We start from the raw sequence: 25,704 nt of genomic DNA, 5'->3' as shown, positions 1-25,704 counted from the left end.
GTCACCTCAGGTCTCGCCGAAGGGGAACGAAGACGGCGAGAATCGCCGCGATGACCGCGTATGCCACGAGAATCGCAGCGCCGAGCACAGGTGAGACCATCGTCGCAGGCGTCAGCGCTGTCTGGCTCGCGATCGCGCCGGTGAGGAAGTCAAAACTCGTCAGCGATGCCGTCGCGCCGCCCGGCAGGAACGGGTAAATCGCGTTGACGCCGGGAACCAGCATCAGGATGTACTCGACGAACAGGAAGTAGCCGAGCACGACGCCGATCGCGACGAAGGGTGAACGCGCCAACGCGCCGATACCTACTCCGAGCAGCATGTAGGCCGCAGCGGCGAGGGTGAGCTGTATGAGGGCCGGCGCCAGATCCACCGCATCGACGCCCAGCGGTACACCGCGCACCCATGCTGCGACGATCAGGGCGAGCAATGCCGACAGAGATGCGATCATTCCGTAGACGATGCCCAGCACTGTGTACACGGCGAGCTTGGCTGTTAGTACTCGACCCCGTCGAGGAACGACGAGGAGCGTCGTGCCGATCGTGCGGTGTCGATACTCGCTTGTGATCGCGATGGTCCCGACCAGCGCGGGGATGAACAGAAGCACGGTCCCGATGCCGAGCACGAATCCAACGCCTTCGGGGGTGTCGATGTCCGGCATGGGAGGCTGGGCGTTCTGCGGTCCGGTGAGCGCAAGGAGAAGCGTCAATCCGCCACCACACGCGAGCGCAACCACTGCCGACCACAGTGCTACTCCGGTGGCGCGCAGTCGCACGACCTCTCCGTAGACGGCATTCATGAGAGAGGTCCTTTCTGCGTGAGGTGCAGGAATGCTTCCTCGAGAGGAGCATCTTGCGCCACGAGTCGTTCGAGCGCGCCCGTCCAGACGGTGCGGCCCTGGTCGATGAGGATGACGTCGTCGATCGCGTGCTCGATCTCATGAAGCACATGGCTGGAGAGCAGTACGGCGCCGCCAGCATCGGCGAACCCGCGCAGGAATGTGCGGAGCCACGCGATTCCGCTTGGGTCCAGACCGTTCGACGGCTCATCGAGCACGAGGATGTCCGGGTCGCCGAGCATCGCGGTGGCCAGCGCGAGGCGCTGCCGCATCCCGGTGGAGAAGGCGCCGATTCGACGATCGGCGTACGACTGCGCCCCCACGAGGGATAGCACGGTGTCGACCCGCGACCGGTCCATTCCTCCGAGTGCCGCGTAGGTGTGAAGGTGAGCGCGTGCTGTCATGCGTGGATGCGCTGACGCGATGTCCAGGACCGCGCCCACGGTCATTGCGGGCGCAGGCAGGTGGGCGTAGGGCAGCCCGGCGATGAGCGTCTCACCGCTGTCTGAGCGGATCAGGCCGAGTAGCGCGCGCATCAGCGTCGATTTCCCTGCCCCATTGGGCCCGAGAAACCCGACGATGCGTCCATACTCGACTTTCACGTTCACATCTTCGAGTGCAACGACGTTTCCGAACCGCTTGGAGAGCGCCTCTACCTCGATCGCAGCGTTCAAGAGTGCACATCCGATCGGAGGTCTGCCGCGATCGACTCTGCAGCATCGGTGCTCAGGAGGATCTCGTCGAACCCGACGGCGGCCCGGTCGACGGTGATCCGCAGCAGCGGGTGTCCGCGCTTCATTGAGACCAGGCGCCGCACCCCGGAAGGGTGCCTGAACGTGCCCAGTTTGCGGTAGCCAGAGATGACAAGACCGGACTTCATCCCGAGGATTTCGGAAGTCCATCCCTGCTCGCTCGCGACGCCACGGATCGCCGACCTTGGAATCAACAGCTTCGGCAGGCCCGTCATCGTCGCCTCCCAACCGGGAAACTGCACGTGCACTCCGGTTCGGTCGTATGTGATGTTCGTCATCGTGCTCTCCTCGATAGCTAGAATGGAATCGTATTGAGAACATTATCATTGTGATAACAGTGAGGAGTCAAGGTGCCGGACAAGACTGCTCTGGCAGAAGTCGTGCTGCACCCGGTGCGATTACGGATCATCCAGCAGCTGGGCGGTCGCAACCGCACGACGGCCCAGTTGCGCGAGGCGCTCCCGGATATCCCGCAGGCCACGCTCTACCGACACGTGGCTGCCCTCCTCGATGCCAAGGTTGTCGCCGTGGTCGATGAGCGCAGATCTCGTGGCGCGATCGAGCGAACCTTGGCGCTGGGCGACCGGATGGCAGCCATTGACCACGCTGAGCTTTCTGCGATGAGCAGCGCGCAGCTGAGCACTGCCTTCCTGACTTTCCTGGGAGACGTCACGGGTGACTTCGACCGCTTCCTCAGCGCGGATTCTCCCGAAGCACGTGAGTTGGTCGGATTCGCCCGAACGCCCTTGTACGTGAGCAGGGAGGATCTCGCCACGATTCAGGCAAGCCTCGCTGAGCTACTGACTCCTTACCTGGCGGAACGGGAGGACGGTCAGCAACGCGTCAACCTCGCCACGATCCTCCTTCCGGACCCGTGAACGCATAAAGAGAACGACGGCAACGCAAAGGAGCCAAGATGCCAACGACGAAGCACATCCTTGTGTACTCGGACTCGCTGACCTGGGGCATAGTCCCGACGACTCGGCAGCGACTTCCCTTCGAAGAGCGCTGGCCCGGAGTCCTGCACGCCGCGCTCAACGCGGGAAGGGACGGTCGCATCCGGCTGACGGAGGACTGTCTCAACGGGCGTCGCACCGCCTTCGACGACCCATATAAACCTGGGCGGAACGCCCTCAGCGGCATCCAACAGGTCATAGAAGCGCAATCCCCGCTCGACCTCGTGATTCTCCTACTCGGCACGAACGACTTCCAATCCATGCACCAGCACAAACCCTGGCACTCCGCGATGGGCATCGCCGCGCTCATCAACGCGATCAGGACAGCGCCGATCGAGCCCGGGATGCCTACCCCGCCGATTCTCGTCATCGCGCCCCCGCAACTTGACAACCCTCGAGGAGCGATCGGCCCGAAGTTCGCGGGCGGGGATATCGCCGCACAGGGTCTCGCGCAGGCGATTCGACAGATCAGCGAAGACACCGGCTGCGTCTTTTTCGACTCGAACACGATCACCACCAGCAGCAAGCACGACGGCATGCATCTCGACGCCGACCAGCACCACGCCCTAGGTGTCGCACTCGCACCGGTCGTCGCGCACCTGATGGCAGACCGCGATGCTGGCTGAAGCTCCACTGTCCAGCAACGAGGGTCTTCCGGCCCCTTCTGGGACGGTCAGAGCGTGGTTCCATTCGTGGTCACAGGCGGGGTCCGTTGCTGATGCCCTTCCTCGTGGGGGTCTTGGCGAGGAACTGGTTGGCCTGCCTCGCGGCTTCTACGAGATCCACTTCTGGACCGATGAGGACGTACGAACCCCTGTGACCTTCGTCTGCGACGAGGCACACCTCTACCTCCAAGGTCAGGAGTCTCCATCAGACCCAGGGCGCTTCACGTATGTCTCGATCAAGCGTCTGGTCGACAATTGAGAATGTCAATCTGATCTGGGACCGGTTTGTCACTCTGATCTGGGACCACTAATGATGTTTGGATGCGGGTCGGACCCCGGTAGGTGTCGATCAGGGCCAGTAGCCTGAGGGTGTGATTGCTGTTGAGCTGCTGGGTAGCCTGATGTCCGCGATCGATGACCGCCGGTGGGGTGATTTGGGTGGGTATCTCCATGACGATTTCTCCTGCCGATACGTGCATACCGGTGAGTCGTTCGATGGTGGGTCCTGGATCCGGCTGAACTCGGAGTATCCGGGGTTCGATCATCTGCGTGTTGAAGAGATCGTTGGAGATTTGGACCGAGCGGCCTGTCGTTCGCATGTCACGGGGCGCGGTCGTGAGGGTGTGGATCATTTTGAATGTGCGACGTTCGTCCGAGTACGGGATGGACTGATTAGCGAGATGACCGAGGTCTGGACAGACGTTTCTCAGACCGCGCCCGTTGGCACCCGGCCAGACACGAAGCCATCCGCGTGACCTGTCTCCGCCGGCCTAACGTTGAGCCGCTGGAGTTGCCTGTCGGTTGTGGGCGAGGCGGGCGTCTGCAAGGTCGGTGATCTCGTGCCGCGTCCATCCGGGGGCCGTGGCGTTCATGACGCACCGTCCAGCAGCGCCGACAGCCTGCGGACCTGCTCGTCGGTCAGTGGGGGAGCGGTTGCGGCGATCCGTGCGACAGCGGCCTCGACGGTCTCGAACGTGTGTGACGGCTGCGTCGGCACGGCCAGCGCATCGAGATCGGAGCGCAAGACCTTGACGCGTCCGCCGGTCTTTACAGCAGGCAACTTGCCCTGCTTGATCCAGCCACGGAGGGTCTGATACGCCCCGTAGCCGAGCTCGACCGCATCGGTCAGATTGAGGTAGTGGGTGCGATCGCCCTGCGGGGGCGGGGAGGACACCATGAGAGCTCCAGACAGCGTGGACTGTCCGGAGAGGGGTGCTTTCCCGGCTTGTCATCTGGGCGGCCTAGCGTGCCGTGCTCGTTGGCGAGGTGATCCTCACCGCTGCTTTACGGGAGCGCTAACTCCCCACCCAGCCTCTGGTTCTCGATCTCGGAGGAGTTGCCGGTCGCTAGCCGTTCGGAGCGCTACTCCGTGGTGCGAGGATCGTGGTTCGCATCCACCCTCAGGGTGATCCTTCTTCGATCACCTTGCGGGTCGCGGTGAACAAAGACTTGACGCGATCCTATCAAGGCTGTCAAGGCTGAGCAACTGGCAGTGCTGTCATGCACTTATGCTGCGAAATGCGGTGGAGTTCCGGTTCAACGTCTGAGTCGACCGGTGCTGAGGAACCGCAGCGCCGTCGCTGAGCTCATCGGGCATGGGGTAGAACCTCGTCGGCCTGCCGTGATGAGCACTGTTGCCCGTAGTACGGGATGAGGTCCTTCTCGCGAGTAGCTCCTCGCGTCCGTCAGGGAACACATCGACAAGCTGGGCCCACGTTATGAGCAATCCTGAGACTCGGAGCTGAACGGATATGTCTGTGGGTGCGGACGAAGGGCTCGGAATCGCGCCGGGTCGGGGAAACAGTCAGGTACTCATTCGTCGGGGAGCAGTCCGGTCACAAGGTCATCGATGACGTCATCGCTCGAGATGTCCGGGGCGATCGGGGTGGTCAGCAGGTCGAAGAGCAGGCCGTCGATCGCGTAGTGAAAGAGCGCGATCTCCCTGCGTCCGCCGGGCAGCCCCATCGACTGGTTGAACGCGATATCCGCTTCGAAGTTCGTGCGAAGCCACGGCGTGAGGACGGCGGAGAGGTCGGGTCGCCGTGCGGAGTCGAGTCGTAGTTCGAACAGGGCGCGAGCGATGTCGGGTTCGGCGGTCAGGCGTCGCACGATGTCGCGCATGTAGTCGGCAAACAGAGCGCGCCCGCGTGGTTGTTCGGCGCGCTTGGCCAGATCGTCCAGCGTGGGGGCGAGGCGAGTTCCGATTCTCTCGAACAGGCCCGCGAGGAGCGCTTCCCTGCTCCGGAAGTAGTTCGTCGTCGTCCCGGTGGGGACGCCCGCTTCCTGGTCGATGGCGCGGTGGGTCAATCCGCGGGATCCTTCGCGTGCGAGTACGGCGATGCCTGCATCCGCGAGCGCGTTTCGGCGTGCATCGTTCTTGGCCATGAGGAGAGACTAGCGCAACCACTGCAGATGATGTAGTCTCGCAACCACTGCAGATGCTGTGATTGGAGAACAATGCGAGAACTGACCTATTACGTCGCCGTCAGCCTGGACGGATACATCGCCGGACCCGGCGGTGAGTTCGACACCTTTCTTGCTGCCGGCGATCACATGGGGCCGATCTGGTCCCGCTATCGCGGCACGGCGCCGACGCAACTGGCCGAGGCGGCCGGGCTTTCGGTCGCTGATGGGCCGTTCGACACGGTCCTCATGGGGAAGAACACTTACGCCGTCGGGCTCCCGCACTTGCCAGACCCGTATCAGCATCTGCGGCAGATCGTCTTCACGAGCACGCCGTCACAGCGACCGGAAGGAAGTGACGCCGTTGAGTTCACGACGGCCGATCCGACAGCGGCCGTGCGTGCGCTCAAGCAGGAGGACGGGCTGGGCATCTGGTTGTGCGGCGGCGGTGCGCTCGCTGCATCGCTCATCGAGGAGATCGATCGGCTGGTGCTGAAGATCAACCCTGTTGTGCTCGGCGCGGGCATCCCTCTGTTCGGGTCTGCCGGTTACTCGCCGATGGCATGGAACCCAATCCGCACGGAGGCGTTCGAGTCGGGCGTGATCTTCGCCGAGTACGTGCGCGCCTGAACCGAGCGCGGCATGCGGCGTACGAAGCAATGTCGCGCTTGCTGAGGCCGTTCCCGTTGCCCTGACCTCATTGGAGGAACAAGAAGTATGAGTGCGATGTCCTCGCCAGCAGTGCGTTTGTCGAGCTTGAGCATTCGTTTCGGTGATCGCGTTGCCGTCGATGAGGTCGACCTGTGCGTGCCGGAAGGCATGTTCTTTGGCCTTGTGGGGCCGAACGGTGCGGGGAAGTCGACGCTCCTGTCGATGATCGCCGGCATCCTCGCCCCCGACGCCGGGAGCGTGGAGATCGCCGGGTTCGATATCCGCCGGAGTCGAGAGCAGGCCCTGGAGGTCATGGGGCTCATGCTGGAAGGATTCTCCCTGCCCGAACGGCTCACCGGCAGCGAGCTCCTGGAATACACCGCCCGGTTGCGCGGCATCGGGAGCGAGGCGCGCGAACGTGCTGTGGACCTTCTCGAGATCCTTGAGCTCGACAGGTCGCCTTCGACATTGATCGTCGACTACTCGACGGGCATGCGCAAGAAGATCGGACTGGCGGTCGCCATGATGCATCGGCCTCGCGTGCTGGTGCTGGATGAGCCGTTCGAAGCCATCGATCCGGTGTCCGCCCTGGCAATGGAAACGCTGCTCGGCCAGTACGTCGACGGTGGAGGGACGGTGTTGCTGTCTAGCCACATTATGGATGTGATCGAGCGCAGCTGCGAGCGGGTCGCCGTGATGAACGACGGGCATGTCCTCGCTGAGGGAACGATCGACGAGGTGTCTGCCGAGGGCACTCTCGCCGAGACCTTCATACGCCTCGTCGGTGCTCCTCCGCATCGCGACATCGGGTGGCTGCGATGAGACATCGTATCGACTTCATCTCGTTGCGTTGGCGGGTCATCCGCCGCGGCCCGAACGACGAGCGGGTCTTCGGGTTGATCGCCGGACTCATCGCTGCCGCCGGCGTCATCGCCGTGGCGGCTCTCACTCGCGCTGGAGATCTCGATCCAGGCTGGCTCGCCGTTGCTATCTCGCTCTTCGGAGTGACATGGCTGCTCGGCCCGGTCCTGTTGCCGGACGTTGCTCCGATCCTGGACCCGCAGTGGTTCCGCACGCTCCCGCGACCGCCGGTGCGTATCGCCAGGGAGATGTCGGCCAGCGAGGCGATGAGCGTGGGAACCGTGATCACCACAGCTGCCCTGCTCAGCTTCGTCGTGGTCGCCGCGCCACACGGGCCCGGCGTCATCGCTGTCGCCGTCTTGGCGGTAGGAGCACAGATGCTTCTCCTGGTGTGGCTGGGGCGGTGCGCATCCGCCTGGGTGGCCCGTTTGCTCCGCTCGGCCTGGGGCGTCAGGACAGCGATCTTCCAGATGTCCGCGGTGCTGGCGCTCTCCTTCGCCGGGTGGGTTCCCTTGTTCGCGGTGGTCCTGCCGAACCTTGGTGACGGAGATGTCACGATCCACACCCCACCGACCGCGGCCGTCGTGCCCGAATCTCTCGTGACGACCCTGCTCACCCTTCCTACCGGGTGGGGTCTCGTCGCGGTGAACGCAGCGATGTCAGGAGCGGCACCGGCAGCGATCGCTGCACCGCTCGTCGGCACCCTGGCCTGTGCGCTGCTGCTACGCAGAGCATGGATCGAACTCACCGCACAGACGTTGCGCCAACCGCCTCGGACCGCGCGCTCGGGCATTTCCGTGCGTGAGCGTCGTCGCGTCCTTGTCGCGTGGCCGGACAGCGCAACCGGGGCCGTCGTTGCGCGCGAGGTCAAGACCTGGTTCCGCGACCCGCATCGTCGCCTCGGCCTCGGGCATGCATGGCTCACGCCCGTTCTCATGGTGGTCCTGGTGGCTCCCAGCGGTTGGGCGTGGGCCCTCCCGTTCATCGGTGTCGTAGCGGCGGCAATCGCTGCGATGGCCGCCGTGAACACGTACGCCCTCGACGGCACGGCACTATGGCAGATCCTCACCACGCCCGGTGTCCTGCGCGCCGACATTATCGGACGACAGGTCACCTGGATGCTGCTCTTCGGCCTACCAGTAACAGCCGGCACGATTGCCCTCAGCATCGCCAGCAGGTCCCAGTTCGGTCTGCTCGCGGTCGGTATGACTCTCGCCGCGACCGGTGCCGGGTGCGCGACCGCACCACTGCTCAGCGCGCTGATGCCGGCCATCGGAGCAGACGCGAGAAACCGAGTCGCGTCCTCCGACGACGCCGGCAATCCCGCCGGAGCACAATGGACGATCTTCACCGCTGTAGCCATCGCGGCAACCATCCCGCTCATCCCCGCCGGTCTCACCGTTGCCGCGCCATCCTCGGCCGCACACCTGGCCTTCGGCGCGATCGTCGGCTCGCTCACGCTCCTGCTCGCGCTACCTCTCACGCGTGCCTATGTCGAACGAAGAGGCCCGGCGCTGCTCGCCGCGATGGCCGCCGGAGACCCTACGCGTCACAGCGCAGGACAACGGCGTGCCCCGTCAGTTCTAAGCTGGCGCGATTCTGCGCAGCAAGGATTGCGATCGCATCTGACATGAGCAGTACGTCAAGCGAGTCGATCGCACGGTGCAGCGAGCGAGTCTGCGCAAGCTTGAGCTGATCCATGCGGCGAAGGACGTCGAGGGCGGATGTCGAACTCGCCGCCTGCCACTGACGCCGACCTGATCGAGCCGATCCATCCGGGAGAGATCCTGATGGACGACTTCAGCAAAGGGTTCGGGATCACGCAGATTAGGCTGGCCGTGTCGATCGGAGTGCCGCCGCTGCGGATCACCGAAATCGTGCGCGGTAAACAGGGTGTCACGGCTGACACCGCGATCCGACTCGCGCGGTACTTCGGCATGTCCGAGGAGGTCAAGCCCCAGGAAGTGGTGTAGCTCGGGTTCCTTCGATTTGTTGATGGTCAGGCGTTGAGTACGCACCTTGGCATCACCTCCTCGTTGACAGCTCTTGTGAGATTATCGAAAGTGCTCCATCCCGGCAGCATTGACACGACTGCCGCTGCGAATGACAGAGCAGAGTTCGCGCAGGTTTTGCCGGCATGACCTCGGCGTCGAATCGTCTTCGCCGACAGCGCAAGCGGCTCGTGCGGGAGGACCGCCGGGCCCCGACCTACTGGAAGTCGATGGCCCACACCACGTTCGGGGCGCACGCCTTGGGGGCGTCCGCGGTCGAGGAGCCGATGCGCTTACGGCGACGTCGCTGGGCACGCGTAGGCCTTCCTCGCGCCATAGCCGCTGGATCTTCTTGTGGTTGACCTGCCAGCCCTCGCCGCGGGCGTCGTGGTACGCGCGCCGGTAGCCCCAGCGGGGGTGCTTCTTCGCGTAACCGCGCAGCCATTCACGCAAGGCGGCGTCGGGGTCGGCGACGGTAGCGGCCTTGAGGGTGCGCCGGTAGGCGGACCTGGATAGCCCGGTCAGCCGGCACGCCATCCGCTCGCTCACCCGCATCTTCGCGATGAGGTGAGCGACGGCGGCGCGCCTCCTGCCCGGGCCTAGAAGTTTCCCTCTGCCAGCTCCTTCAGCGCCGCCTTCTCCAGCTCTGCTTCAGCGAGCAGACGCTTGAGGGTGGCGTTCTGCTTCTCGAGCTCCTTGAGGCGCTTGGCGTCGTCGGCCTTGAGCCCGTCGTACTGGTTGCGCCACCGGTAGTACGTCTGTTCCGACACGCCCAGCTCGCGGCACACCGCCGCGACGTCCGCGCCATCGGCCAGCATCCGGTCGGCCTGTCCGAGCTTGCGCACGACCTGCTCAGGCGTGTGCCGCTTCCTCGTGTTCGTCATGACGAGACCAGTCTTCCTGCCCGCAGCAGCGAGCATCAAGACGACTCACACAACGACTGGACCTACATCACGGGGTCAGCCCAGAGGTCGCGCACTTCCGACCAGGAGACTGTCATACGGAACGGACGTTGAGGAGTTGCCAGCCTTCGGGCACCTTCGCCCGTAGCGCCGTCATGTCGTCAGCTTCGATCTCGTGAAACTCTGCGGATCGGTAGCGGCCGTGCCCGATGAGTTCGGTCGACCCCTTCACCATTTCCACGCGCGCGTGGGTGAGTTCGTGCCCTGCTGGCACCTGGCGCTCGAGCCCGTCGCGGAGATCCGCTTGCACGTGGGAGTGGGCGGGGAGGTTTGCCGTCGCCGTAGGGCGAATCATTCCGATCAGCACGACGTCGAGCGTACGGGGGAGCGGTGCGCGCGTACTGAACGGGCTCCGCGATGCAAGCCTCTCCCGGCTGGCGGCTCGGGTCGGTACATCTGAGGGAAGTAGAAACCGATCGAGCAGGAGGCATCATGCCGACAGGGGACGTCGAGACCTACCACCGCGACGGCGCGTGGCATAACCGTATCGAGGGAACCGGCGTGACCGTTCCCGAGAGTTACGTGACCAAGCACGAGGCCGTCGAGGCGGGACGGGAGATGGCCCGCCAGCGGAAGGTCGAGCACATCATCCGCAACGAGAACGGTCAGATCGGCGAGCGAACCTCCTACGGTCACGATCCGCGGGGCGTAAAGGGCTGAGCATGGCGATGCCGGCCGGGCTCAGCCCGCCGTTCGAGGTGGCGCTCGCCCGGCCGGTGTCATCCTTCCTCCACCCCGTGTCTCTGCCCGGGGGTGTGCTGTACGAGCCGAAGTGGGACGGGTTCAGGCTCGTCATCGTCCGAGATGAGGACGTGTCCCTCTGGTCGCGCCCGGGGAAGGACCTCACCCGGTACTTCCCCGAGCTGATCGCCGCGGCCGAGCTGCTGCCCGAAGGTGTGATCGTCGACGGCGAGGCCGTTGTCTGGTCGGACGGCAAGCTCGACTTCGACGCTCTGCTGCGCCGCATGAACAGCCGACCCAGCACCGTCGCACGCCTCGCGCGAACAGCCCGCTTCGTATGCCGCGTTTGACGTCCTCGCTGTCGCGCACCAGGACACCCGCCCGCTACCTCTGCGAGACCGCCGCTCCCTCCTGACCGAGCTCGCGGGAGAGTGGCAGCCACCGCTGCACCTGTCGCCCGTCACGGAGGACGAGGCCGAAGCGGGGGAGTGGTTCGCCACACTCGTACAGTCCGGCATCGAGGGGCTCGTGGCGAAGGGCGCCGGCCAGCCGTACCGCGGAGGCGAGCGCGACTGGTTGAAGCTCAAACACCGCTCCACGCGCGACGTCATCTGCGCCGCCGTCATCGGTACGCGAGAGCGGCCCGAACAGCTCGTGCTGGGGCTACCCGCGGGGGAGGAGTTGCGCATTGTGGGTCGCACCTCCCCGTTGGCGCCCGCCACGGCGCGGACGCTGGGGAAGCTGCTGCGAGAGCTGGACGGCGCGCACCCGTGGCCGGGCCAGGTGAAGCCCGGCGCCATCGACAGGTTCAACCGCGGCGGCCGCGCCGCCGTCGATCTCACCCTGGTCGATCCGATCGTCGTGGAGATCTCCGCCGACGTTGCGATGACCGGTGGCTCATTCCGTCATGCCGTGCGGTTCGTGCGTGCGCGCCCTGATCTCGAGCTCGCGGAGGTTGCGGCTGACGCGTTCGATACGTAATTCAGTACAGGCGTATCGAGGTGGCTGCACCACTGGGCGCCGATTTGTGGGCGCGAAAAAGCCCCCCGACGCAGGTCGCGTCGAGGGGCAGGTGAGTACGATCCGGTCGTGACTTCGTCTGATCTTCACGAGGCCTTTCCGACTGCTCGGTCTGCGGGCTGAGCTGCCGATACCGGAGGGCGCCCGGGAGGGTCACACGCCGACGCGCGGCGGGTGGTGAGACGGTCAGTGATGACTCAGTTGTAAAGCATGCCGCCGTCGACGAGAAGCACCTGGCCGGTGACGTAGTCCGAGTCGGGGCCGGCGAAGAACGACACGACCTTCGCGACGTCCTCGGGGGTCTCGATGCGGCCGAGCGCGATGCCCTCCACGTTTTCCTTGAGGTTCTGGCCGAGTGGCTTGCCGTTGATCTTGCTGAGCTCGGCGTCGATGAGTTCCCACATGCCGGTGCCGACGATGCCGGGCGCGTAAGCGTTCACCGTGATGCCCTTCGGAGCGAGCTCCTGCGCGGCCGCCTGGGTGAAGCCGCGAACGGCGAACTTCGAGGCCGAATACGCGCTGAGGATGGGGAACCCCTGGATCGACGCGATGGATGCCGCGGAGATGATCTTTCCACCGTGACCGAGCTGTTCGAACTTCGCTGCGGCCGCCTGGATGCCCCAGACCACGCTGTCGACGTTGATCCGGAAGATCTGATCGAGCTCTTCGGCGGTGATCTCGAGTACGGGCTTGATCTGGGCGATGCCGGCGTTGTTGACGATCACATCGAACCCGCCGAGCTGTTCGGCGGCTGCGTCGACAGCGGCAACGACCTGGTCGCGCTTCGACACGTCCGCAGCGACGAAGACCGCTTTTCGGCCCAGCTGCTCGATCTCGGCGACGACCGAATCACCCTTCTCGCGCTGCGGCTCGATGTCCGCGACGGCGATGTCAAAACCGTCGGCGGCGAGACGAAGCGCGATGCCGCGCCCGATCCCCTGCCCGGCTCCGGTGACCAATGCGACCTTATCCTGAATAGCCATTCTCGTACTCCTTCTCAAACGCGAACGGGCGCCCAGCAGATTCGATGTTCGCGGGCCTCGCGCGTCGTACAGTGCAGGGCCAGCAGAAGTGGCTGCCCGTCTCCCACTTCAACATGGCGAATCGATTTGTATTCCCTGGCGCTCCTGACGTGCCAGGGTCACGCCATGAACGGCATGAGTTCGGGAGGCATGGTCACAAAGGGCCGCATCATATCGCGATCCTCGTGCTCGAGGATGTGGCAGTGGTACATGTAGCGGCCGCTGTAGGCGTGGAACCGGACGGCGATCTCGACGATTTCGTGGGGGTTGACGCGGACTGTGTCTTTGAGCCCGCGCTCGTTGGCGTCGATGACGTGGTCGAGCTCGTCGTCGGGGTCGCGACCGAGAGTGATCCGCGCGCTGAGGTCGAGATCGCCGATGCCGTCGTCGGGGATCTCCCAGCCGATGGGCCGGCGCGCGAGGACCTGGAAGGGATCGAGGTGGATGTGGATGGGGTGCGTGTCATCGGTGAGGTTGATGAGCTGCCAGATCTCGTACTGGCCGAGCATCGGGAAGAACGTGGCGGTGTCCTCGAAGTGGGCGGCAACCGCGCGGTAGCGCGTCGTGTGGTCGCCGTCGGTGAGGGTGATCAGCGGACCGGTCGTCTCGTCCTCGTCGTCGACAACGGCGAGCTCACGCATGGTCAGCATGTTGGGTACGTCCTCGAACTCGCGCTCGACAAGCGCGATGGCACGCCGCGGCGCCGCATCCAGCTCCTCGGGTTTTGGCAGGGCGAAGTCGGTCGCCAGTTCGCGGGGCACCGGACGGTGCGCGACCGGGCCCGGGACGACACGGAAACGCATGACCTGGGGGTACGGCAGCAGCGCGTCGAGATCCGCGGCATCGGCGGCATCAGCGGCGGGAAAGGGCGCGCCATCGAACGGAGCGCCGGCGGTGTTGTAGAGCGTGAGCTCGGTGCCCGGTTGAAGGTCCGAGAAGTCGACGAGCAGGTCGGCGCGCTCGGCTGAGGCGAGGACCAGCCCGTCGGGTGGCAGCGCGACGGGCTCGCGGAGTAGGCCCGAGTCGGTGCCGATCTGAGTGATGCGATCGAATTCGGGCACGCCGTCTCGCAGCAGCACGAGCCGGAAGGTGCGGGCGTTGGAGCCGTTGAGCACGCGGAAGCGGTACGTGGCGGGCTGGACGTCGAGGATAGGCCAGACTTTGCCGTTGACGACCGTGAACGGCGCGAAGGCCTCCATCACCCCAGGGTCGGTCTTGTGCACCAGCTGGCCGGTCAGCCGACCGCCCTCGTCGAGTCCGAAGTTCCGGTCCTGCACCAGCAGCGGCACCTCGTACGGTGGTCCCTCGGGCAGCCCGAGGTCACGTTCGCGCTGGTCGCGGATGATCCACAGTCCCGCCAGCCCGGCGTATACGTCGAACCGAGTGACGCCCATCACGTGGTCGTGGTACCAGAGCAGCGTCGCGCGTTGGTCCATCGGGTAGTCAAATACGGCGAGCTGGCCGGGTGCGAAGAGGTTCTCGGTCCAGCCGTCGTACACGGCCGGTGTCAGGCCACCGTGCAGGTGCACGACCGAGTGTCCCGTCAGCGCCGCGGCGTGCGGGTCCGGCGTGCCGCCGCTCAGACCGGGACTGCACTGCACAGGCACACCGTCGGCGTCGACCTCGTCGCCGGCCATCGTTACGATGACGGGCAGCCCGCCGTCAAGCTCGTTGCGCCACTCGACGCGGACCGGGTGGCCGCGCTCAGCCTCGATCGTCGGGCCTGGGAGCGTGCCGTCGTAGCCCCACACACGCGACCGGGGCAGATCGCGATGGAAGCTGTGTGAGCCGGTACGGATCCGCACCGTCAGACGGCCGTTGTGATCGCGCGCGAGCAGGCGCTCGGGCAACGGCAGAACGTCGACGAACGGCGTCAGAGGCATGTGCTGCGCGGCGGCCATGCGCTACACGCTACCAGCCCGCCCGACGTGTCGTGGGACTATGCGCACACGGGCATAACGGATGGAGTTCCGCGCGCAGACGCGAGCGTCGAACAGAGGTCTCGCTCCCGGAGGTGGTCGAACTGGCGGGGGTCGGGCACCTGGCGCCCGTCGAGAGCCCGGACGCGGTCTCCGCCGCTCTGGGGGAGTGGCTCGCCGGATCGCCGCGGCACGGCTAGGTCGTGTCTCCCAATAGTCGGACCCAGGCGTACGCGCTCCCCCACTCTCCCGCGTTTCAAGGATGCGCAGCAGACCCAGCCGCCCGAGTTGGGAAGCAAGGGGAACCCACAGCCCTACCGCCGTCGACGATGCCCGAGCTGTCACGTTCGAGAATTCAGACTAAAAGGCAAGTCCCCCCTTGACGCACAAGGCAAGGGGGGACTAGACTTTAGATATGAACAAGGCAGAGAAGGCACAGGCAGACGGAATCGTCGTCGTGTTCAGCCCCGAGGATTCATGCGTTCAGTGCAACGCGACCTATCGGGCGCTCGACGCTAAGGGCATCAACTACCGCACGATCACCGTTCCCGACGATGACGACGAGACACGCGGGTTGCTCCGCGAACTCGGGTTCATGCAGTTCCCCGTCGTGTGGGCTCCCCGCGTCGGCTACTGGGCGGGATTCCGCCCCGACAAGATCGACGGCATTCACAAACGAGCGATATTGCCGTCTGATGCAACGTGAAAGACGACCACTCACGCATCGTTTTCCGCGCGGAAGTCGTTGGTCGCACTAGGATTATCTCGCCGCGGTGCTGCAACGTCAGGTCGCCGACAGGGAAGCCAACGGCACGAGCCTCCGCATCGCCGGGGCGCACTTCCCCGCAGTGAAGACGCTTGAGGACTTCAACCTCGATCACCAGCCCTCGCCGCGTCGCGATGTTCTCGCGCACCTGGCCACGACGACCTGGATCGCGAAAGCGGAGAACGTGATCCTCCTCGGCCCGCCCGGGGTCGGGAAGACCCATCTGGGCATCGGGCTCGGAATCAAGGCCTGCCACGCCGGCTTCCCCGTCGCGTTCGACACCGCCACCGGCTGGGGGCGGCGCAGCCGTGCAGAGCGGATCAGGGCGCACGGGGCCCGGGTCCTTGACGCGGCAGTGAGGAATGGGGCTCCGGCGGATCAGGATGCGTGGGGGTCCAGGAGTTCCTTCAACACGGTGGCCTCGGAGATGTCGGAGCGTTTCGCGGCGGTGAGCAGCGTGAGGGGACCGGCTGCTGCCCGTTGCCGCAGGTCCGCGAGCGCGTCGGCATGGTCGGGACCACGGAGCTCCCCCAGGTAGCGGCGGCGGAACTCCGGGTACTTCGCCGGATCGTGGGCGTACCACCGACGCAACTCGGGTGAGGGGGCGACCTGTTTGCACCACTCGTCCAGATGGGCGCGCACCTTGCTCATGCCGCGCGGCCACAGACGGTCCACCAGGACACGGTCCCCGTCAGCGGGGTCGGGGTCCTCGTAGATCCTGCGCACCCGGACCTGCGGCCGCTCCACGGCCTGGTCAACCTCTTCGGGTCCCCCCTGTTCCGACACGTCCCTCCCCATCCTTCTCCCGCCGAAGTCCGTCCTCTTTCTCGGCGAAGTCCGTCGTGCCACGGTCCCGGCGGTGTGTTGGACGGCATGCGACACGCGTTCTCCTGCCAGGACCGACGCTAGTCGTGTCGCGCTCCGTCCGGAAGTCTGCGCCGGGGGCAGCCCGGGGGGCAGCCCGGGGGCCGTCAGGGGGCAGCCCGGGGGCCGGCTCATCCCTGCGTCTGCAGGATCTCCCCCGTCGAGGTCGCGATCCTGTGTCCCACGCCGTCGACCACCACCTCGAAGGCATCTGTCCCGGGATCGGTGGGCACCGAGGGGCCATCCTTGTCGGCGCCGCCCTCGGCCGTCTCGCCCTCGGCCGTCTCGCCCTCGGCCGTCTCGCCCTCGGCCGTCTCGCCCTCGTCGGTGCCGCCCTCGTCGGTGGGGGCGGAGGACGGGAGGGAGTGGAAGGTCACCGGCCACGGGCTGGAGGAGAGTGTGGGGACTGGCCCGTCGAGCCCCGCGGCCCACGCGTCGAAGCCGGGGACGGACACGCGCCAGCGCTCGGCACCGCTGGTTGGGTCGATGCCCAGCAGAGCGGCACGGGCGGGAGAGGTGTCCGTGCACAGCTCGAGGGCGACCAGGGTGTCGCGGTCGTGGATCCAGGATCCCTGACCGTCCAGTGCACCTCGGCGCTGGCAGGCGTTGTCGTCGCCCAGGAACCACATGGCCGAGGAGGTGGTGGAGCGTCCGTGCACGCCCGTCATCTGCAGGCGTGTGAGGCCGAGCCGTCAGGGCCGCTATCACAATCAGAAGTTCAAGGCGATTGCCGAGAGCTTTGGGCTCGTGATCGAGCATGACGCGAAGATCGGATGGAGCGTTACGGCGCTCCCCGCGGGCGCAGCAGCTCACTACGCCGCCACGATCAGCAACCTTGACGCTGCGATCACCGCACACCGCCGCGCAGAGCTTCACGGAGCAGAGGACGGCCGCAAGAGCAACAACAACGGCGCTGCGGCCGCGTGTGGCTGCGGCCGTAGGATCAGGGCGTCCCTCGCGGTGCTAGACGCTGGCCCCATCGTGTGCAGCCTCTGCGGCGACGAGTTCACCCCCGAGAACTGAAAGGCAAGCCCCCCCTTGACATTGACGGCAAGGGGGGACTAGATTAGAGTTATGAAAGCACAGAAGACGCGGGACGTCCTCAAGTACCTGAAAGGGCTCGGCTGGGTCTACCTCCGGGACGGCCAGGGAAGCCACGAGCTTTGGGGAATGCCCGATGAATCTGTCAAGGCGTCGATCCCGACCGGACACCGCGAGGTCTCCCCCGGGGTGCTGCGCCAGATCCAGAATGCAGGAGTCGAGTTGCCGCGCGAGTGGCGATGAGGAAGGAGAGCGCGATGAGCGCACGAACGTTCGAGGTTTCCGTCGAGCGCGAGGGCACCTGGTGGGTGTTCGAGATTCCCGAACTCGGCACTGGCGGCCAGGCGCGCAACCTTGCTGAGGTCGACTACGAGGCTCAGGGCGTCGCCGCGATGTGGCTCAACGTCTCCCCCGAGACAGTCGCAGTCAACGTCACTGTGAAGGGCCCAGAGCGCGCCCTCAACGAGTGGGCGGCCGCCGAGCGCGACGAACAGGAAGCGCGAGTCGCGCAGGCCCGAGCTGCCGAGCGTCGCCGCTCCGTGGTGCGCGAACTCCGCGGGCAGCTCAGCGCCCCCGACGTTGGCCGCGTGCTCGGGATCAGCAAGCAGCGCGTCTATCAGATCGAGAAGACCGCCGACGCCGGCAAGACGATCGCCGGCCACAAGGTCGCTTCGTAAGCTCAGCCGCGTAGCCAGCTATCTAGATAGCTCACGATCGCTTCACACTGAATCTAGCTAGGTAGATATCCAGATAGGATGCCGATACTTCGGTATCTCGCCCCGCTGCCGAAACGGAACTTGTCCCCCTAATGGGGGACAACGCGAGTAACGCGCAAGTCCCATCATCCGAGCAGCTGCTCGCACGACTGAGTGGCGGGGGAGAGGACGAAGAACTCGCCATGATCGTCCGCGGCTCGCAGGCTGCGGAGCGTGAAGAGGACGCCGCCGCACCAGCTGCCGGCCCCGGCGATCTGCGGTTGCGTAACCGTGAGCGGCCGGCCGATGTGCCGTCGCTCGGCTGGAACAAGTTCCTTCGGACTCTGGGCCTCAAGCCCAAGCCGAATGCCGCTGAGCTGGCGGCCGCCGACCTCGGCCGCGCGCGGTCGCTGATCCGTCTTTCGACATGGCCGCGCAGCGTCGGCATCCTGGTCGCGAACCCGAAAGGGGGCGTCGGTAAGAGGCCGCTTTCCCTTCTGACGGCGGGCGTGCTCGCGAACATCCGCGGAGGCGGCACGATCGTTCTCGAAGTCTCGGACGACCCCGGCGCGCTCGCAGTGAGAGCAGAGGGGCCGGCCGCTGCCGGTGTCGCGGAGCTGCTGCGCGACATGGACGAGATTCGAGGGGCCGGCCAGCTCGCCGGCTACATCGCGCAGCAGACGTCATACGCGGCCGTCACCGGCACCGCAGGCGATCGCGAAGCACTCACGGGGGAGGACGTGAAGCGCATGGCAGCGCTCACGGATACCTACTACCCGGTGCGTGTGATGGACTCCGGTAACCAGCCGTCAAGCGATGCCTTCCATGGCGCGCTAGAGGTCACCGACGTTCTCGTGATCCCCGTGCTCGACGCGCTGCCCGAGCTCAACGGGGCGATGCAGCTGCTTCGTCACCTGCACAAGCTCGGCGGCCGCGCGGCCGACCTTGCCCGGTCGGCAATCATCGTGCGGATGCACGACGGCCGTACCGAGGATCCCGAGGTTCGTTCCTACGCCGATCAGCTCGTGGAAACAGCTGGCGTCGGAGCCGTCGTGCACGTGCCGTTCGATCCGCACATCGCGCAGCGGACCACGCTCAGCTTCGGCCAGCTCAAGCCGGCAACTACAGCCGCGATCACCCAGCTCACCGCGGTGATCGTCTCCCAGCTCAACGCAGCACTCCGAAAGGCAGAATGACCATGAACAACCCGATTGACGGGATCATCCCGGACTTCACCATCTTCGGTGCCGAGTTCACCAACATCTGGCAGAAGCTGTTCGCCGGCCTATGGGGCCTCGCGATCATCGCTGCAATCGTCTTCCTCATCATGGGCCTGTTCAAGCTCGGATCGAGCGGCGAGACGAACCCGCAGGGCGTCGCGGAGGCCAAGAAGCAGATCATCCGTTCCGCCGTCGCTCTCGGCGGCCTGGTGGCTCTCGGCGTCATCGTCGGCGCGGTTATCGCGATCGCATCATGAGCACGCAGCCCGCCGCCCGCCGCCGCTGGCCCTGGTACGTCCTGGGCGCAGCGGTCTTCGTCATCGTGGCCGTCGTCGGGCTCGTGTTCTTCACCACGCGCGGCGGCAGCCCCGAGGCCACCCCGCGCCCCACAGCCCCGGCGACGCCCTCCACGTCGGCACCCCCTGCCGTGGAGGGTGTCGACGGTTGTCTAGCCGGCGACGCACGGGCACCACAGACCGTGCTCGACGCTCAGGAGCAGGCACCGCAGACCCCAGAGGGCGCGGTGTCATTCGTCGCCACGTTCTCGCGCTGGGCCGCTCAGAAGCCGGTAGTGCCGGCCGATGAGGTCGCGCAGCTCGACGGCGTGGTGACAACGCTTCCTGACCTGGCCGGCGACGTCGCATCGGCAGACGAGTTCGAAGCCGCTCAGTTCCGCGTTACGACGCTGAACGGGGACTACCGGATCGAGAGCGTCAGTGACACGCGCGTTGTCGTGACGCTGATGCTCCCTCTCGTGATTAACGAGGCCGTCGATCCGACGCTGCGCTACATGCCGTCTGTAGCGGTCGAGTGGACTGACCGCGGATGGGTCATCGTCGAGAACGTCGACACCCCCGACAAGACGTCGCTTGGCACAACGGGCGTGGCATTCACAGGAGGGTGCTGACCCATGCGTTCTCTGAACATCATCGACGACATCGGGAACCTTCCTGATGTGATCGGCGGTGTCGTCAACTTCTGGTCAGACCCGTGGGGCAACATGTACGCGGCCGGTCGCGAGGCCGTCATGAGTCTTGCCGGCACGGTCATTCCCGCGATCACCGAATCGACGCTGCCAGACCTCACGCTGCCGAGCTTCCTCAGTGCATACGCGGTGTCGTTCGCGCTGTCGATCCTGGTTGCGATTCTGCTCCTGGTGGGCCAGTTCGTCCGCACCGCCAGGGGCCGGATGAGCGGCGAAGAGCTATTCGAGTCCGTCGCCATGTATTTCCCCGGATTCCTCGTCGGCATCAGCTTCGGTCCCGCGATCGGCGTGATGTTCGTCGAGCTGATCCAGGCGCTCTCGCGCAGCATCATCGAGTGGACGTACGGCGGAACCGTCCTCGAAATGGTCGACACCTTCGGCAAGGTGGCACTTGAAGACCCGTCCCTGATCGCAGGCGGCGCGTACATCGGGTTCCTGATTATCTGGGCTATGGCGATCGGCCTTCTGATCGTCGTGTGCCTGTTCGTCTTTCAGCTCGTCATCCTCTACTTCTCGGGCGTGCTCATCCCGCTTGCCGTGGTCTACGTCGTCGACCAGCAACGCCGTAGCGGTGGCATGGCCGCGGTGAAGATCTGGATAGGGCTACTGCTCATCCACCCGACGCTGTTTTTCATGCTCGGGTTCGCTTTCCGGCTCACCATCGACTCGATCGGGCAATGGGGCGACGACGGCTTCAAGAACCTGGTCATGCTGCTCGTGGCGATGATCGCTATCTTCCTGGCCGAAATCGCTCCGTTCGTTCTCGTCTCGTGGGCCACCAAACATCTAGCCGGCCAATCGTCATCCGGCAGCGCATCCCCCTCAATGCCGATCGGGGCGCAATCCCTTGCGTCGGCACGCAACAGCGGCGGCTCGACCGCCGCCCCGCGCTCGGCCCAAGCCGTTCGTGCGAACGCCACCCCGGCCAACGCCCAAGGGACGACGGCGAGTATCGGGGCAAAGGGAGTATCGGGCGGCGGCGCAGCTGCCGGCCGCGGTGCAGCCCAAGCAGGTACAGCAACCGCAGGCCGCGGTGCAGCTGCAACCGCCAGTAAGGCAGCTGGGCCAGCCGTCGCCGCAGGCGCGGTCGCCCTCCAGGGCGCGAACACCGTGGGCCGCAAGGTCAACGAAACTGCGCACACTCCGGTGGGAGCCCCGCCGACGCTTGGAAAGGATCGCCCCGAATGAATGAGCAGGAACAGGCTGAGCAGCAGCGCGGCGTCTTTATCCTCGGGGGAGAGGGCAGCCACCGCGGATTCTGGGGAGAGAAGGCGAAGGGCCGCGGATGGGGCGTCGTCATCATCCTCGTCATTGCTTTCATCTTCGTGCCGTCCTTCGGCTGGCCGCCGATCGTCCTAGGCGTCCTCGCCGCAGGCGTGCTCGTGCTGATCACCAGCGCCACGCACAACGGATCGATTCTCGAGCGACGGGTGCGGCGGAAGCGTCACCGCGAGTCTGTGAAGACCCGCAGCGGCGACTACCACCCGTACGACCAGCAGCGCGTCACGATGCTCACGGCCGCACTGGAACAGACGGCGAAGACCAAGGACAAAGCCGAGCGTGCGGCGCGGGTCGAGTGGGCTCGCGAACTGGCCGCTATGCGGGCAACCCCGGACGGTGCAGACGGCATGGGCTGGCTGCAATCAGCTCGGGGAATCCCGGGTATCGCCTGGCACGGCCCCGTAGGCGAAGACCCGTACCTCTCGGTCGCATTCGCGGTCAGCGGTCAGCTGCGCGGGATGGAATCGCCAGACTCCACCCTCCGCAAAGCGGAGGGATTCGGCGCACAGCTCGCCGGCCGTGCGGCGCCGGGTTCGCTGCTGCGCTTCGTCCAGCCGGTGACCCGCATTCTGCCCGCCGACACGGCGCTGCAGGAATGGTGGGTCATGACCAACATCGACGATGAAGCGCCCGAGTGGGCCAAGAAGTCATACGAGGAAGTGCTGATGCTGTCGGGCACCGGGGCGATGGTGCAGCGCCACTACGTGGTCGCGAGCTGGCCCCTCAATGCCCGCTTTGCCGAGAAGGCACGCAAGTTCGGAGAGGGCCGCGACGGCTGGCGGCGGCTCATGGCCGCCGAGATTGAGTCCGCGCAGCGTGGTCTGCACGATGCCTACTTCGGTGAAGCCGTGGCACTTACGGCACGTGGCACCACGGCGGTGATCCGGCACATGCAGAACCCCAGCCGACCGCTCGACCTGGTGCGCGACCTCGCACCGACCGACCTCGGAGAGCGCGCCCGCGGGGGCGAGTTCTCCGCACATGTCGTCGAGGGCATCGACCCTGAGACGGGCGCACCGGTCGAGTGGTGGCACCGCACCGCGGCGATCCGCGCCGATCACCTTTCCGTGGCGCAGCGCACCCCGCTGTGGCTGCTGCCGCTGCTCACCGGAAGCAAGCTCGATGTGATCCGCACCGTGAGCTTCCACATCGAGCTGATCCCGGCATCCGAGGCTCGGCGCGCAGCTCGCAAAGACCTGGTGGCCGACATGGCTACTGAGCATGCGCAGACCGCAGGCGGTCGCATTCCGCTCGACGAGGGCAGCGTGCGCGTTCTCGCGGCGCAGCGTCGCCGTAACGACCTCGCAGAAGGCGGCGGCCACCACGGCACCAACTGGATCGGGTACGTCACGATCACGTCGGACAGCAAAGAGCAGCTGGCCTTGGACAGCCGCGAGCTGGAAGAGCTGTGCGACACCGACGCCGGCATTCACCGGCTCGAATGGCTCGACAGCTACCAGTCCGCAGCGAGCGGGCTCACCTGGCCGATCGGTCGCGGAATCAAGCCCGACGAGCCCACATGGGCTGCGCGCACCATGCGCATGCTCGCAGACAAGGGAGAGAAGGAGGCGATCTCGTGAGCGACACCACAGCATCCGGGCGGCGCTCACGTCGACAGGCACAGGCCGTCGACGTCGAGGAAACGCAGCCCGTCGAGAATGTAGCCGGCGAAATCTCGCCGTACGAACTGCCAGGGCCAGCACGGCGCACGAACGTACGAAAAGCACGGCGCGGCTACTACGCCCCGAAACTGCCCGGAGCGCCGTCGACGACACGACAGGCCACCGTTCTGAACACCGCTCTCATCGGCCCCTCCACGGGCACGCAGGGCGTTGCGAACGGTCGCGACGTCCTGTCGCACAACCTGGTCACACACGACCCGGTGACTGCCTACAACTCAGTGCCGAGGCTGATTTCCTCCCCCAACACGGTTGTGGTTGGGGGAGTGGGTGGCGGTAAGTCGAGCTTCGTCAAAACGGTCTGCGTGATCCGGCCTCTCGTGATCCGCTACCGTCGCGCCGTCATCTTCGACAAGAAGAACCGCGGCGGCGAGGGTGAGTACGCCGAGCTGGTGCGCGAGTGGGGACAGGGCGAACCGATCCGGTTCACCCAGGACGGTTCAGGCTCCCGCCTGAATCTGCTCGATCCGCTCATCGTGAGTCAGATCGGGGACGCCGGCACCTACCGTCTGCTGCACGCGATCATCCGTATTGCCCGTGACGGGGCGCAGCTCGACGTCTGGGATGAGAAGGCAGCTCGCGCAGCCCTGTCCGAGACGCTCGCGACGTTTGACGCCGGCCGCATCGCCACACTGGGCGATATCCTCCCGTGGCTCGGCCGCGTCGACGCAGGCGACGACGACATGTCGCCAGCCTCCCGCGATCGGCTGCACCAGGCCGGCCTCGGCATCCGCTTCACTCTCGAAGGACTGTTGGACGAGTACGGCGGGCTGCTTGACGGCGAGACGAGCAAGGGCGTCGACCTGACAGGCAAGCTCACATCGTTCGATATCTCGCAGCTGCCCGCCGAAGGGCCGTCATCGAACGTCATCCGCGCGATCGGTAACCAGTGGATGCTGGGCCGACTGCGCACCGATCCGGGCTGGCAGACGACATGCATCAACGAGGAAGGCTGGGACATGGTCGAGGGACCCGCCGCCCACCTTCTGAAATCGAATCAGAAGCTCTCGCGCGGGCTCGGGCTGAACAACGTCTTCGTGTTCCACAAGGGAACCGATATCCCGAAGGACTCACCCGGACAGACCGTGATCAGTGAAGCGCAGTCGATCTACGTTTTCCGGCAGGACCGGAAAGACGACGCCGATTGGGCCGTGCGCACGTTCGGTTTCGATCCCAGCACCGCTGAGGTCTTGCAGACGCTCCAGCCCGGTCACTTCGTCTTCAAGTACGGATCTGTGCCCGAGACGCACGTGCAGCACGTCCGATCTGACATCGAGGTCACCCTGACCGACACCGACGAGGGGATGCGCGGCGACGCCCGCAAGGTGCAGTAATGAAGTCGTTCGGCCTGGCGGTGCTCGGCGGCATCCTTGCCGTCGCTCTTGGCGTGACCTTCCTGTTGGCATCGGTGCAGCGCAGCGACGCATCGACATGCCTCGCGGACCCGTCGAACTACCCCGCTGAGGGCGTCAACGGCTACAAGGGTGACCAGCTCGCCAACGCGGCCGCGATCATCGGAGCTGCACAGCAGCTCTCGCTTGGAGAAGACGCGCAGATTATCGGCATCATGACGGCGATGGGGGAGAGCAGCCTCAAAAACATCACCTACGGCGACGACATCAACGCTGTCGTGAACCCTGACGGAACCCGGCCAGCAGCATCGGCCTGTTCCAGCAGCAGGATTGGTGGGGGAGCGTTGAAGACCGCATGGACCCCACCAAGTCCGCAACGCTGTTCTTCGGCCGCCTCGTCGCCGTCGACGGCTGGCAGGACATGGACCCCTCACACGCGATCTGGCGCGTGCAGATCAACTCCGACAAGAACCACTACGCGAAGTACGAAACGGACGCGACAGCGATCGTGGAGGCTCTCAGCGGCCCGTGTGGATCGGGCGACTGGATCGTGCCGGCCCGCGGCACCGTCTCCGGTGTCTTTGGAGACGGCCGAGGCGATCATGCGCACATGGGAACCGACCTCGCGGACGGCACCTGTGACGGCCCGATCTGGGCCGCATCCGCAGGCGTCGTCGACAACACCGGGGAGAATAAGGGCGGTGGCGGGTACATCTGGATCAAGCACGCCGACGGCGTGATGACCGGATACTTCCACATGAAGCCGATCAACTTCATGGTGGTCGAGGGGCAGGCCGTGCAGGCCGGCGACCAAATCGGGAAGGTCGGCAACGAGGGCAATTCGTACGGCTGCCACCTGCACTACGAGGTGAAGGTGAACGGCGAGTACGTGAACCCGCAGACCTTCATGGAGGGCGTCGGCGTCCCCCTGCCGCGCTAGCACGATGCCCCCAGAACTACTCAGCTACCTGGCCGGCATCATCACGGCCGTAGCCGGCGTGGGGCTCATCGGCCTGTTGCGGCGCTCCCGCCGAGCTGCACGAGCCCGCACACGCGAGCAGCAGCGTCGACAGGTTGCCAGAGCCCGACACGACCGCCACGAG

The 25,704-nt window shown here is 65.7% G+C and carries 29 protein-coding genes and 4 pseudogenes; 22 read left to right on the top strand and 11 right to left on the bottom strand.

From position 1 onward, the window contains the following. Position 1 precedes the first annotated feature (1 nt). From ACFV3I_RS13445 to ACFV3I_RS13435, 3 genes are read right to left on the bottom strand one after another with little or no spacing between them, the layout of a single operon-like run. A complete protein-coding gene (locus ACFV3I_RS13445; protein WP_126893487.1) occupies positions 2-796 on the bottom strand; it encodes an ABC transporter permease in 795 nt (264 codons plus the stop codon). Next, entirely contained in the window at positions 793-1,509 is a 717-nt protein-coding gene (locus ACFV3I_RS13440; protein ID WP_378823133.1) for an ABC transporter ATP-binding protein, read from the bottom strand. The genes ACFV3I_RS13445 and ACFV3I_RS13440 overlap by 4 nt, the downstream gene beginning before the upstream one ends. Further along, positions 1,506-1,865 (bottom strand): hypothetical protein, encoded by a 360-nt coding sequence (locus ACFV3I_RS13435; protein ID WP_096799360.1) that lies wholly within the window; start codon positions 1,863-1,865, stop codon positions 1,506-1,508. Before ACFV3I_RS13435 ends, ACFV3I_RS13440 begins: the two co-directional genes overlap by 4 nt. 72 nt (positions 1,866-1,937) lie before the next feature. Between ACFV3I_RS13435 and ACFV3I_RS13430 the strand changes: the two genes are divergently transcribed. From ACFV3I_RS13430 to ACFV3I_RS13420, 3 genes are all read left to right on the top strand, one after another. Beyond that, the gene (locus ACFV3I_RS13430) at positions 1,938-2,465 is read left to right on the top strand and encodes a helix-turn-helix domain-containing protein (RefSeq protein ID WP_325471747.1); all 528 of its coding nucleotides are present in this window, start codon (positions 1,938-1,940) and stop codon (positions 2,463-2,465) included. Positions 2,466-2,503: 38 nt separating this feature from the next. Next, positions 2,504-3,169 carry an SGNH/GDSL hydrolase family protein gene (locus ACFV3I_RS13425; protein ID WP_378823131.1) on the top strand — a complete coding sequence of 222 codons (666 nt, stop codon included), beginning with the start codon at positions 2,504-2,506 and terminating at the stop codon, positions 3,167-3,169. A gap of 440 nt (positions 3,170-3,609) precedes the next feature. After that, complete coding sequence (locus tag ACFV3I_RS13420) at positions 3,610-3,963, top strand: nuclear transport factor 2 family protein (protein ID WP_378823233.1); 354 nt, start codon at positions 3,610-3,612, stop codon at positions 3,961-3,963. A 113-nt stretch (positions 3,964-4,076) separates the two neighbouring features. Here the strand turns inward: ACFV3I_RS13420 and ACFV3I_RS13415 are convergent, their stop codons facing one another. Next, positions 4,077-4,385 (bottom strand): helix-turn-helix domain-containing protein, encoded by a 309-nt coding sequence (locus ACFV3I_RS13415; RefSeq protein WP_378823129.1) that lies wholly within the window; start codon positions 4,383-4,385, stop codon positions 4,077-4,079. Between the two features lie 635 nt (positions 4,386-5,020). Beyond that, positions 5,021-5,593, bottom strand: a complete 573-nt coding sequence (locus tag ACFV3I_RS13410) for a TetR/AcrR family transcriptional regulator (RefSeq protein ID WP_378823128.1) — start codon at positions 5,591-5,593, stop codon at positions 5,021-5,023. Positions 5,594-5,665: 72 nt separating this feature from the next. Between ACFV3I_RS13410 and ACFV3I_RS13405 the strand changes: the two genes are divergently transcribed. From ACFV3I_RS13405 to ACFV3I_RS13390, 4 genes and pseudogenes are all read left to right on the top strand, one after another. Next, positions 5,666-6,241, top strand: coding sequence for a dihydrofolate reductase family protein (locus ACFV3I_RS13405; protein WP_378823126.1), 576 nt, complete (start codon positions 5,666-5,668; stop codon positions 6,239-6,241). Positions 6,242-6,328: 87 nt separating this feature from the next. Continuing rightward, positions 6,329-7,084 carry an ABC transporter ATP-binding protein gene (locus ACFV3I_RS13400; RefSeq protein ID WP_378823124.1) on the top strand — a complete coding sequence of 252 codons (756 nt, stop codon included), beginning with the start codon at positions 6,329-6,331 and terminating at the stop codon, positions 7,082-7,084. Beyond that, on the top strand, positions 7,081-8,757 hold the full coding sequence (locus tag ACFV3I_RS13395; protein ID WP_378823123.1) for a hypothetical protein: 1,677 nt from the start codon (positions 7,081-7,083) through the stop codon (positions 8,755-8,757). Before ACFV3I_RS13400 ends, ACFV3I_RS13395 begins: the two co-directional genes overlap by 4 nt. Before the next feature lie 90 nt (positions 8,758-8,847). Continuing rightward, positions 8,848-9,072 (top strand): annotated as a pseudogene (locus tag ACFV3I_RS13390) (HigA family addiction module antitoxin); the annotation flags it as partial. A gap of 262 nt (positions 9,073-9,334) precedes the next feature. Here the strand turns inward: ACFV3I_RS13390 and ACFV3I_RS13385 are convergent. After that, positions 9,335-9,998 (bottom strand): annotated as a pseudogene (locus tag ACFV3I_RS13385) (transposase); the annotation flags it as partial. Positions 9,999-10,110: 112 nt separating this feature from the next. Continuing rightward, the gene (locus tag ACFV3I_RS13380) at positions 10,111-10,383 is read right to left on the bottom strand and encodes a hypothetical protein (RefSeq protein ID WP_365763932.1); all 273 of its coding nucleotides are present in this window, start codon (positions 10,381-10,383) and stop codon (positions 10,111-10,113) included. Positions 10,384-10,508: 125 nt separating this feature from the next. Here ACFV3I_RS13380 and ACFV3I_RS13375 point away from each other — a divergent pair, with 125 nt between their 5' ends. From ACFV3I_RS13375 to ACFV3I_RS13365, 3 genes and pseudogenes are all read left to right on the top strand, one after another. Continuing rightward, positions 10,509-10,736 (top strand): DUF2188 domain-containing protein, encoded by a 228-nt coding sequence (locus ACFV3I_RS13375; protein ID WP_086991369.1) that lies wholly within the window; start codon positions 10,509-10,511, stop codon positions 10,734-10,736. Positions 10,737-10,738: 2 nt separating this feature from the next. Continuing rightward, a pseudogene (locus tag ACFV3I_RS13370) lies at positions 10,739-11,285 on the top strand (ATP-dependent DNA ligase); the annotation flags it as partial. Next, on the top strand, positions 11,286-11,738 hold the full coding sequence (locus ACFV3I_RS13365; protein WP_378823234.1) for a hypothetical protein: 453 nt from the start codon (positions 11,286-11,288) through the stop codon (positions 11,736-11,738). 236 nt (positions 11,739-11,974) lie between these two features. On the opposite strand, the gene ACFV3I_RS13360 is transcribed toward ACFV3I_RS13365, so the two are convergent. Both ACFV3I_RS13360 and ACFV3I_RS13355 read right to left on the bottom strand, forming a co-directional pair. Further along, the gene (locus tag ACFV3I_RS13360) at positions 11,975-12,760 is read right to left on the bottom strand and encodes an acetoin reductase (protein ID WP_025104939.1); all 786 of its coding nucleotides are present in this window, start codon (positions 12,758-12,760) and stop codon (positions 11,975-11,977) included. Positions 12,761-12,918: 158 nt separating this feature from the next. Next, complete coding sequence (locus tag ACFV3I_RS13355; protein WP_365763926.1) at positions 12,919-14,700, bottom strand: multicopper oxidase domain-containing protein; 1,782 nt, start codon at positions 14,698-14,700, stop codon at positions 12,919-12,921. 433 nt (positions 14,701-15,133) lie between these two features. Here ACFV3I_RS13355 and ACFV3I_RS13350 point away from each other — a divergent pair, with 433 nt between their 5' ends. Together ACFV3I_RS13350 and ACFV3I_RS13345 are read left to right on the top strand one after the other, a co-directional pair. Beyond that, positions 15,134-15,424, top strand: coding sequence for a glutaredoxin domain-containing protein (locus tag ACFV3I_RS13350; protein WP_187664268.1), 291 nt, complete (start codon positions 15,134-15,136; stop codon positions 15,422-15,424). 67 nt (positions 15,425-15,491) lie between these two features. Further along, positions 15,492-15,761 (top strand): annotated as a pseudogene (locus tag ACFV3I_RS13345) (ATP-binding protein); the annotation flags it as partial. A gap of 101 nt (positions 15,762-15,862) precedes the next feature. On the opposite strand, the gene ACFV3I_RS13340 reads toward ACFV3I_RS13345, so the two are convergent. Together ACFV3I_RS13340 and ACFV3I_RS13335 are read right to left on the bottom strand one after the other, a co-directional pair. Then, positions 15,863-16,270: a DUF488 domain-containing protein gene (locus ACFV3I_RS13340; RefSeq protein ID WP_378823120.1), complete on the bottom strand. Its 408-nt coding sequence runs from the start codon at positions 16,268-16,270 to the stop codon at positions 15,863-15,865. A 209-nt stretch (positions 16,271-16,479) separates the two neighbouring features. Then, positions 16,480-17,007 (bottom strand): hypothetical protein, encoded by a 528-nt coding sequence (locus ACFV3I_RS13335; protein WP_365763920.1) that lies wholly within the window; start codon positions 17,005-17,007, stop codon positions 16,480-16,482. Here ACFV3I_RS13335 and ACFV3I_RS13330 point away from each other — a divergent pair. The 10 genes from ACFV3I_RS13330 (at position 16,976) to ACFV3I_RS13285 (ending at position 25,541) form a co-directional block, all read left to right on the top strand. After that, positions 16,976-17,371 carry a hypothetical protein gene (locus ACFV3I_RS13330; RefSeq protein WP_378823118.1) on the top strand — a complete coding sequence of 132 codons (396 nt, stop codon included), beginning with the start codon at positions 16,976-16,978 and terminating at the stop codon, positions 17,369-17,371. The genes ACFV3I_RS13335 and ACFV3I_RS13330 overlap by 32 nt on opposite strands. A 51-nt stretch (positions 17,372-17,422) precedes the next feature. After that, positions 17,423-17,632 carry a type II toxin-antitoxin system HicA family toxin gene (locus ACFV3I_RS13325; RefSeq protein ID WP_147040063.1) on the top strand — a complete coding sequence of 70 codons (210 nt, stop codon included), beginning with the start codon at positions 17,423-17,425 and terminating at the stop codon, positions 17,630-17,632. A 14-nt stretch (positions 17,633-17,646) separates the two neighbouring features. Next, positions 17,647-18,066: a hypothetical protein gene (locus ACFV3I_RS13320; RefSeq protein WP_365763916.1), complete on the top strand. Its 420-nt coding sequence runs from the start codon at positions 17,647-17,649 to the stop codon at positions 18,064-18,066. A gap of 221 nt (positions 18,067-18,287) precedes the next feature. Then, complete coding sequence (locus ACFV3I_RS13315) at positions 18,288-19,280, top strand: MinD/ParA family protein (protein ID WP_378823117.1); 993 nt, start codon at positions 18,288-18,290, stop codon at positions 19,278-19,280. A 2-nt stretch (positions 19,281-19,282) separates the two neighbouring features. After that, positions 19,283-19,561 (top strand): hypothetical protein, encoded by a 279-nt coding sequence (locus ACFV3I_RS13310; protein ID WP_042540912.1) that lies wholly within the window; start codon positions 19,283-19,285, stop codon positions 19,559-19,561. Next, positions 19,558-20,211: a hypothetical protein gene (locus tag ACFV3I_RS13305; RefSeq protein ID WP_365763911.1), complete on the top strand. Its 654-nt coding sequence runs from the start codon at positions 19,558-19,560 to the stop codon at positions 20,209-20,211. The genes ACFV3I_RS13310 and ACFV3I_RS13305 overlap by 4 nt, the downstream gene beginning before the upstream one ends. Positions 20,212-20,214: 3 nt before the next feature. Next, complete coding sequence (locus ACFV3I_RS13300; RefSeq protein WP_378823115.1) at positions 20,215-21,477, top strand: hypothetical protein; 1,263 nt, start codon at positions 20,215-20,217, stop codon at positions 21,475-21,477. Further along, complete coding sequence (locus tag ACFV3I_RS13295) at positions 21,474-23,150, top strand: SCO6880 family protein (protein ID WP_378823113.1); 1,677 nt, start codon at positions 21,474-21,476, stop codon at positions 23,148-23,150. Before ACFV3I_RS13300 ends, ACFV3I_RS13295 begins: the two co-directional genes overlap by 4 nt. Next, positions 23,147-24,583, top strand: coding sequence for an ATP/GTP-binding protein (locus ACFV3I_RS13290; RefSeq protein ID WP_153244272.1), 1,437 nt, complete (start codon positions 23,147-23,149; stop codon positions 24,581-24,583). Before ACFV3I_RS13295 ends, ACFV3I_RS13290 begins: the two co-directional genes overlap by 4 nt. Before the next feature lie 373 nt (positions 24,584-24,956). Further along, on the top strand, positions 24,957-25,541 hold the full coding sequence (locus tag ACFV3I_RS13285; protein ID WP_365763905.1) for a M23 family metallopeptidase: 585 nt from the start codon (positions 24,957-24,959) through the stop codon (positions 25,539-25,541). The last annotated feature ends 163 nt before the right edge of the window (positions 25,542-25,704 follow it).

This window comes from Microbacterium sp. NPDC059771, assembly GCF_042732495.1.
Lineage (GTDB): Bacteria > Actinomycetota > Actinomycetes > Actinomycetales > Microbacteriaceae > Microbacterium > Microbacterium sufflavum.
The sequence above is the reverse complement of the archived record's forward strand: the minus strand, read 5'-3'. Positions and strand labels throughout refer to the sequence as shown.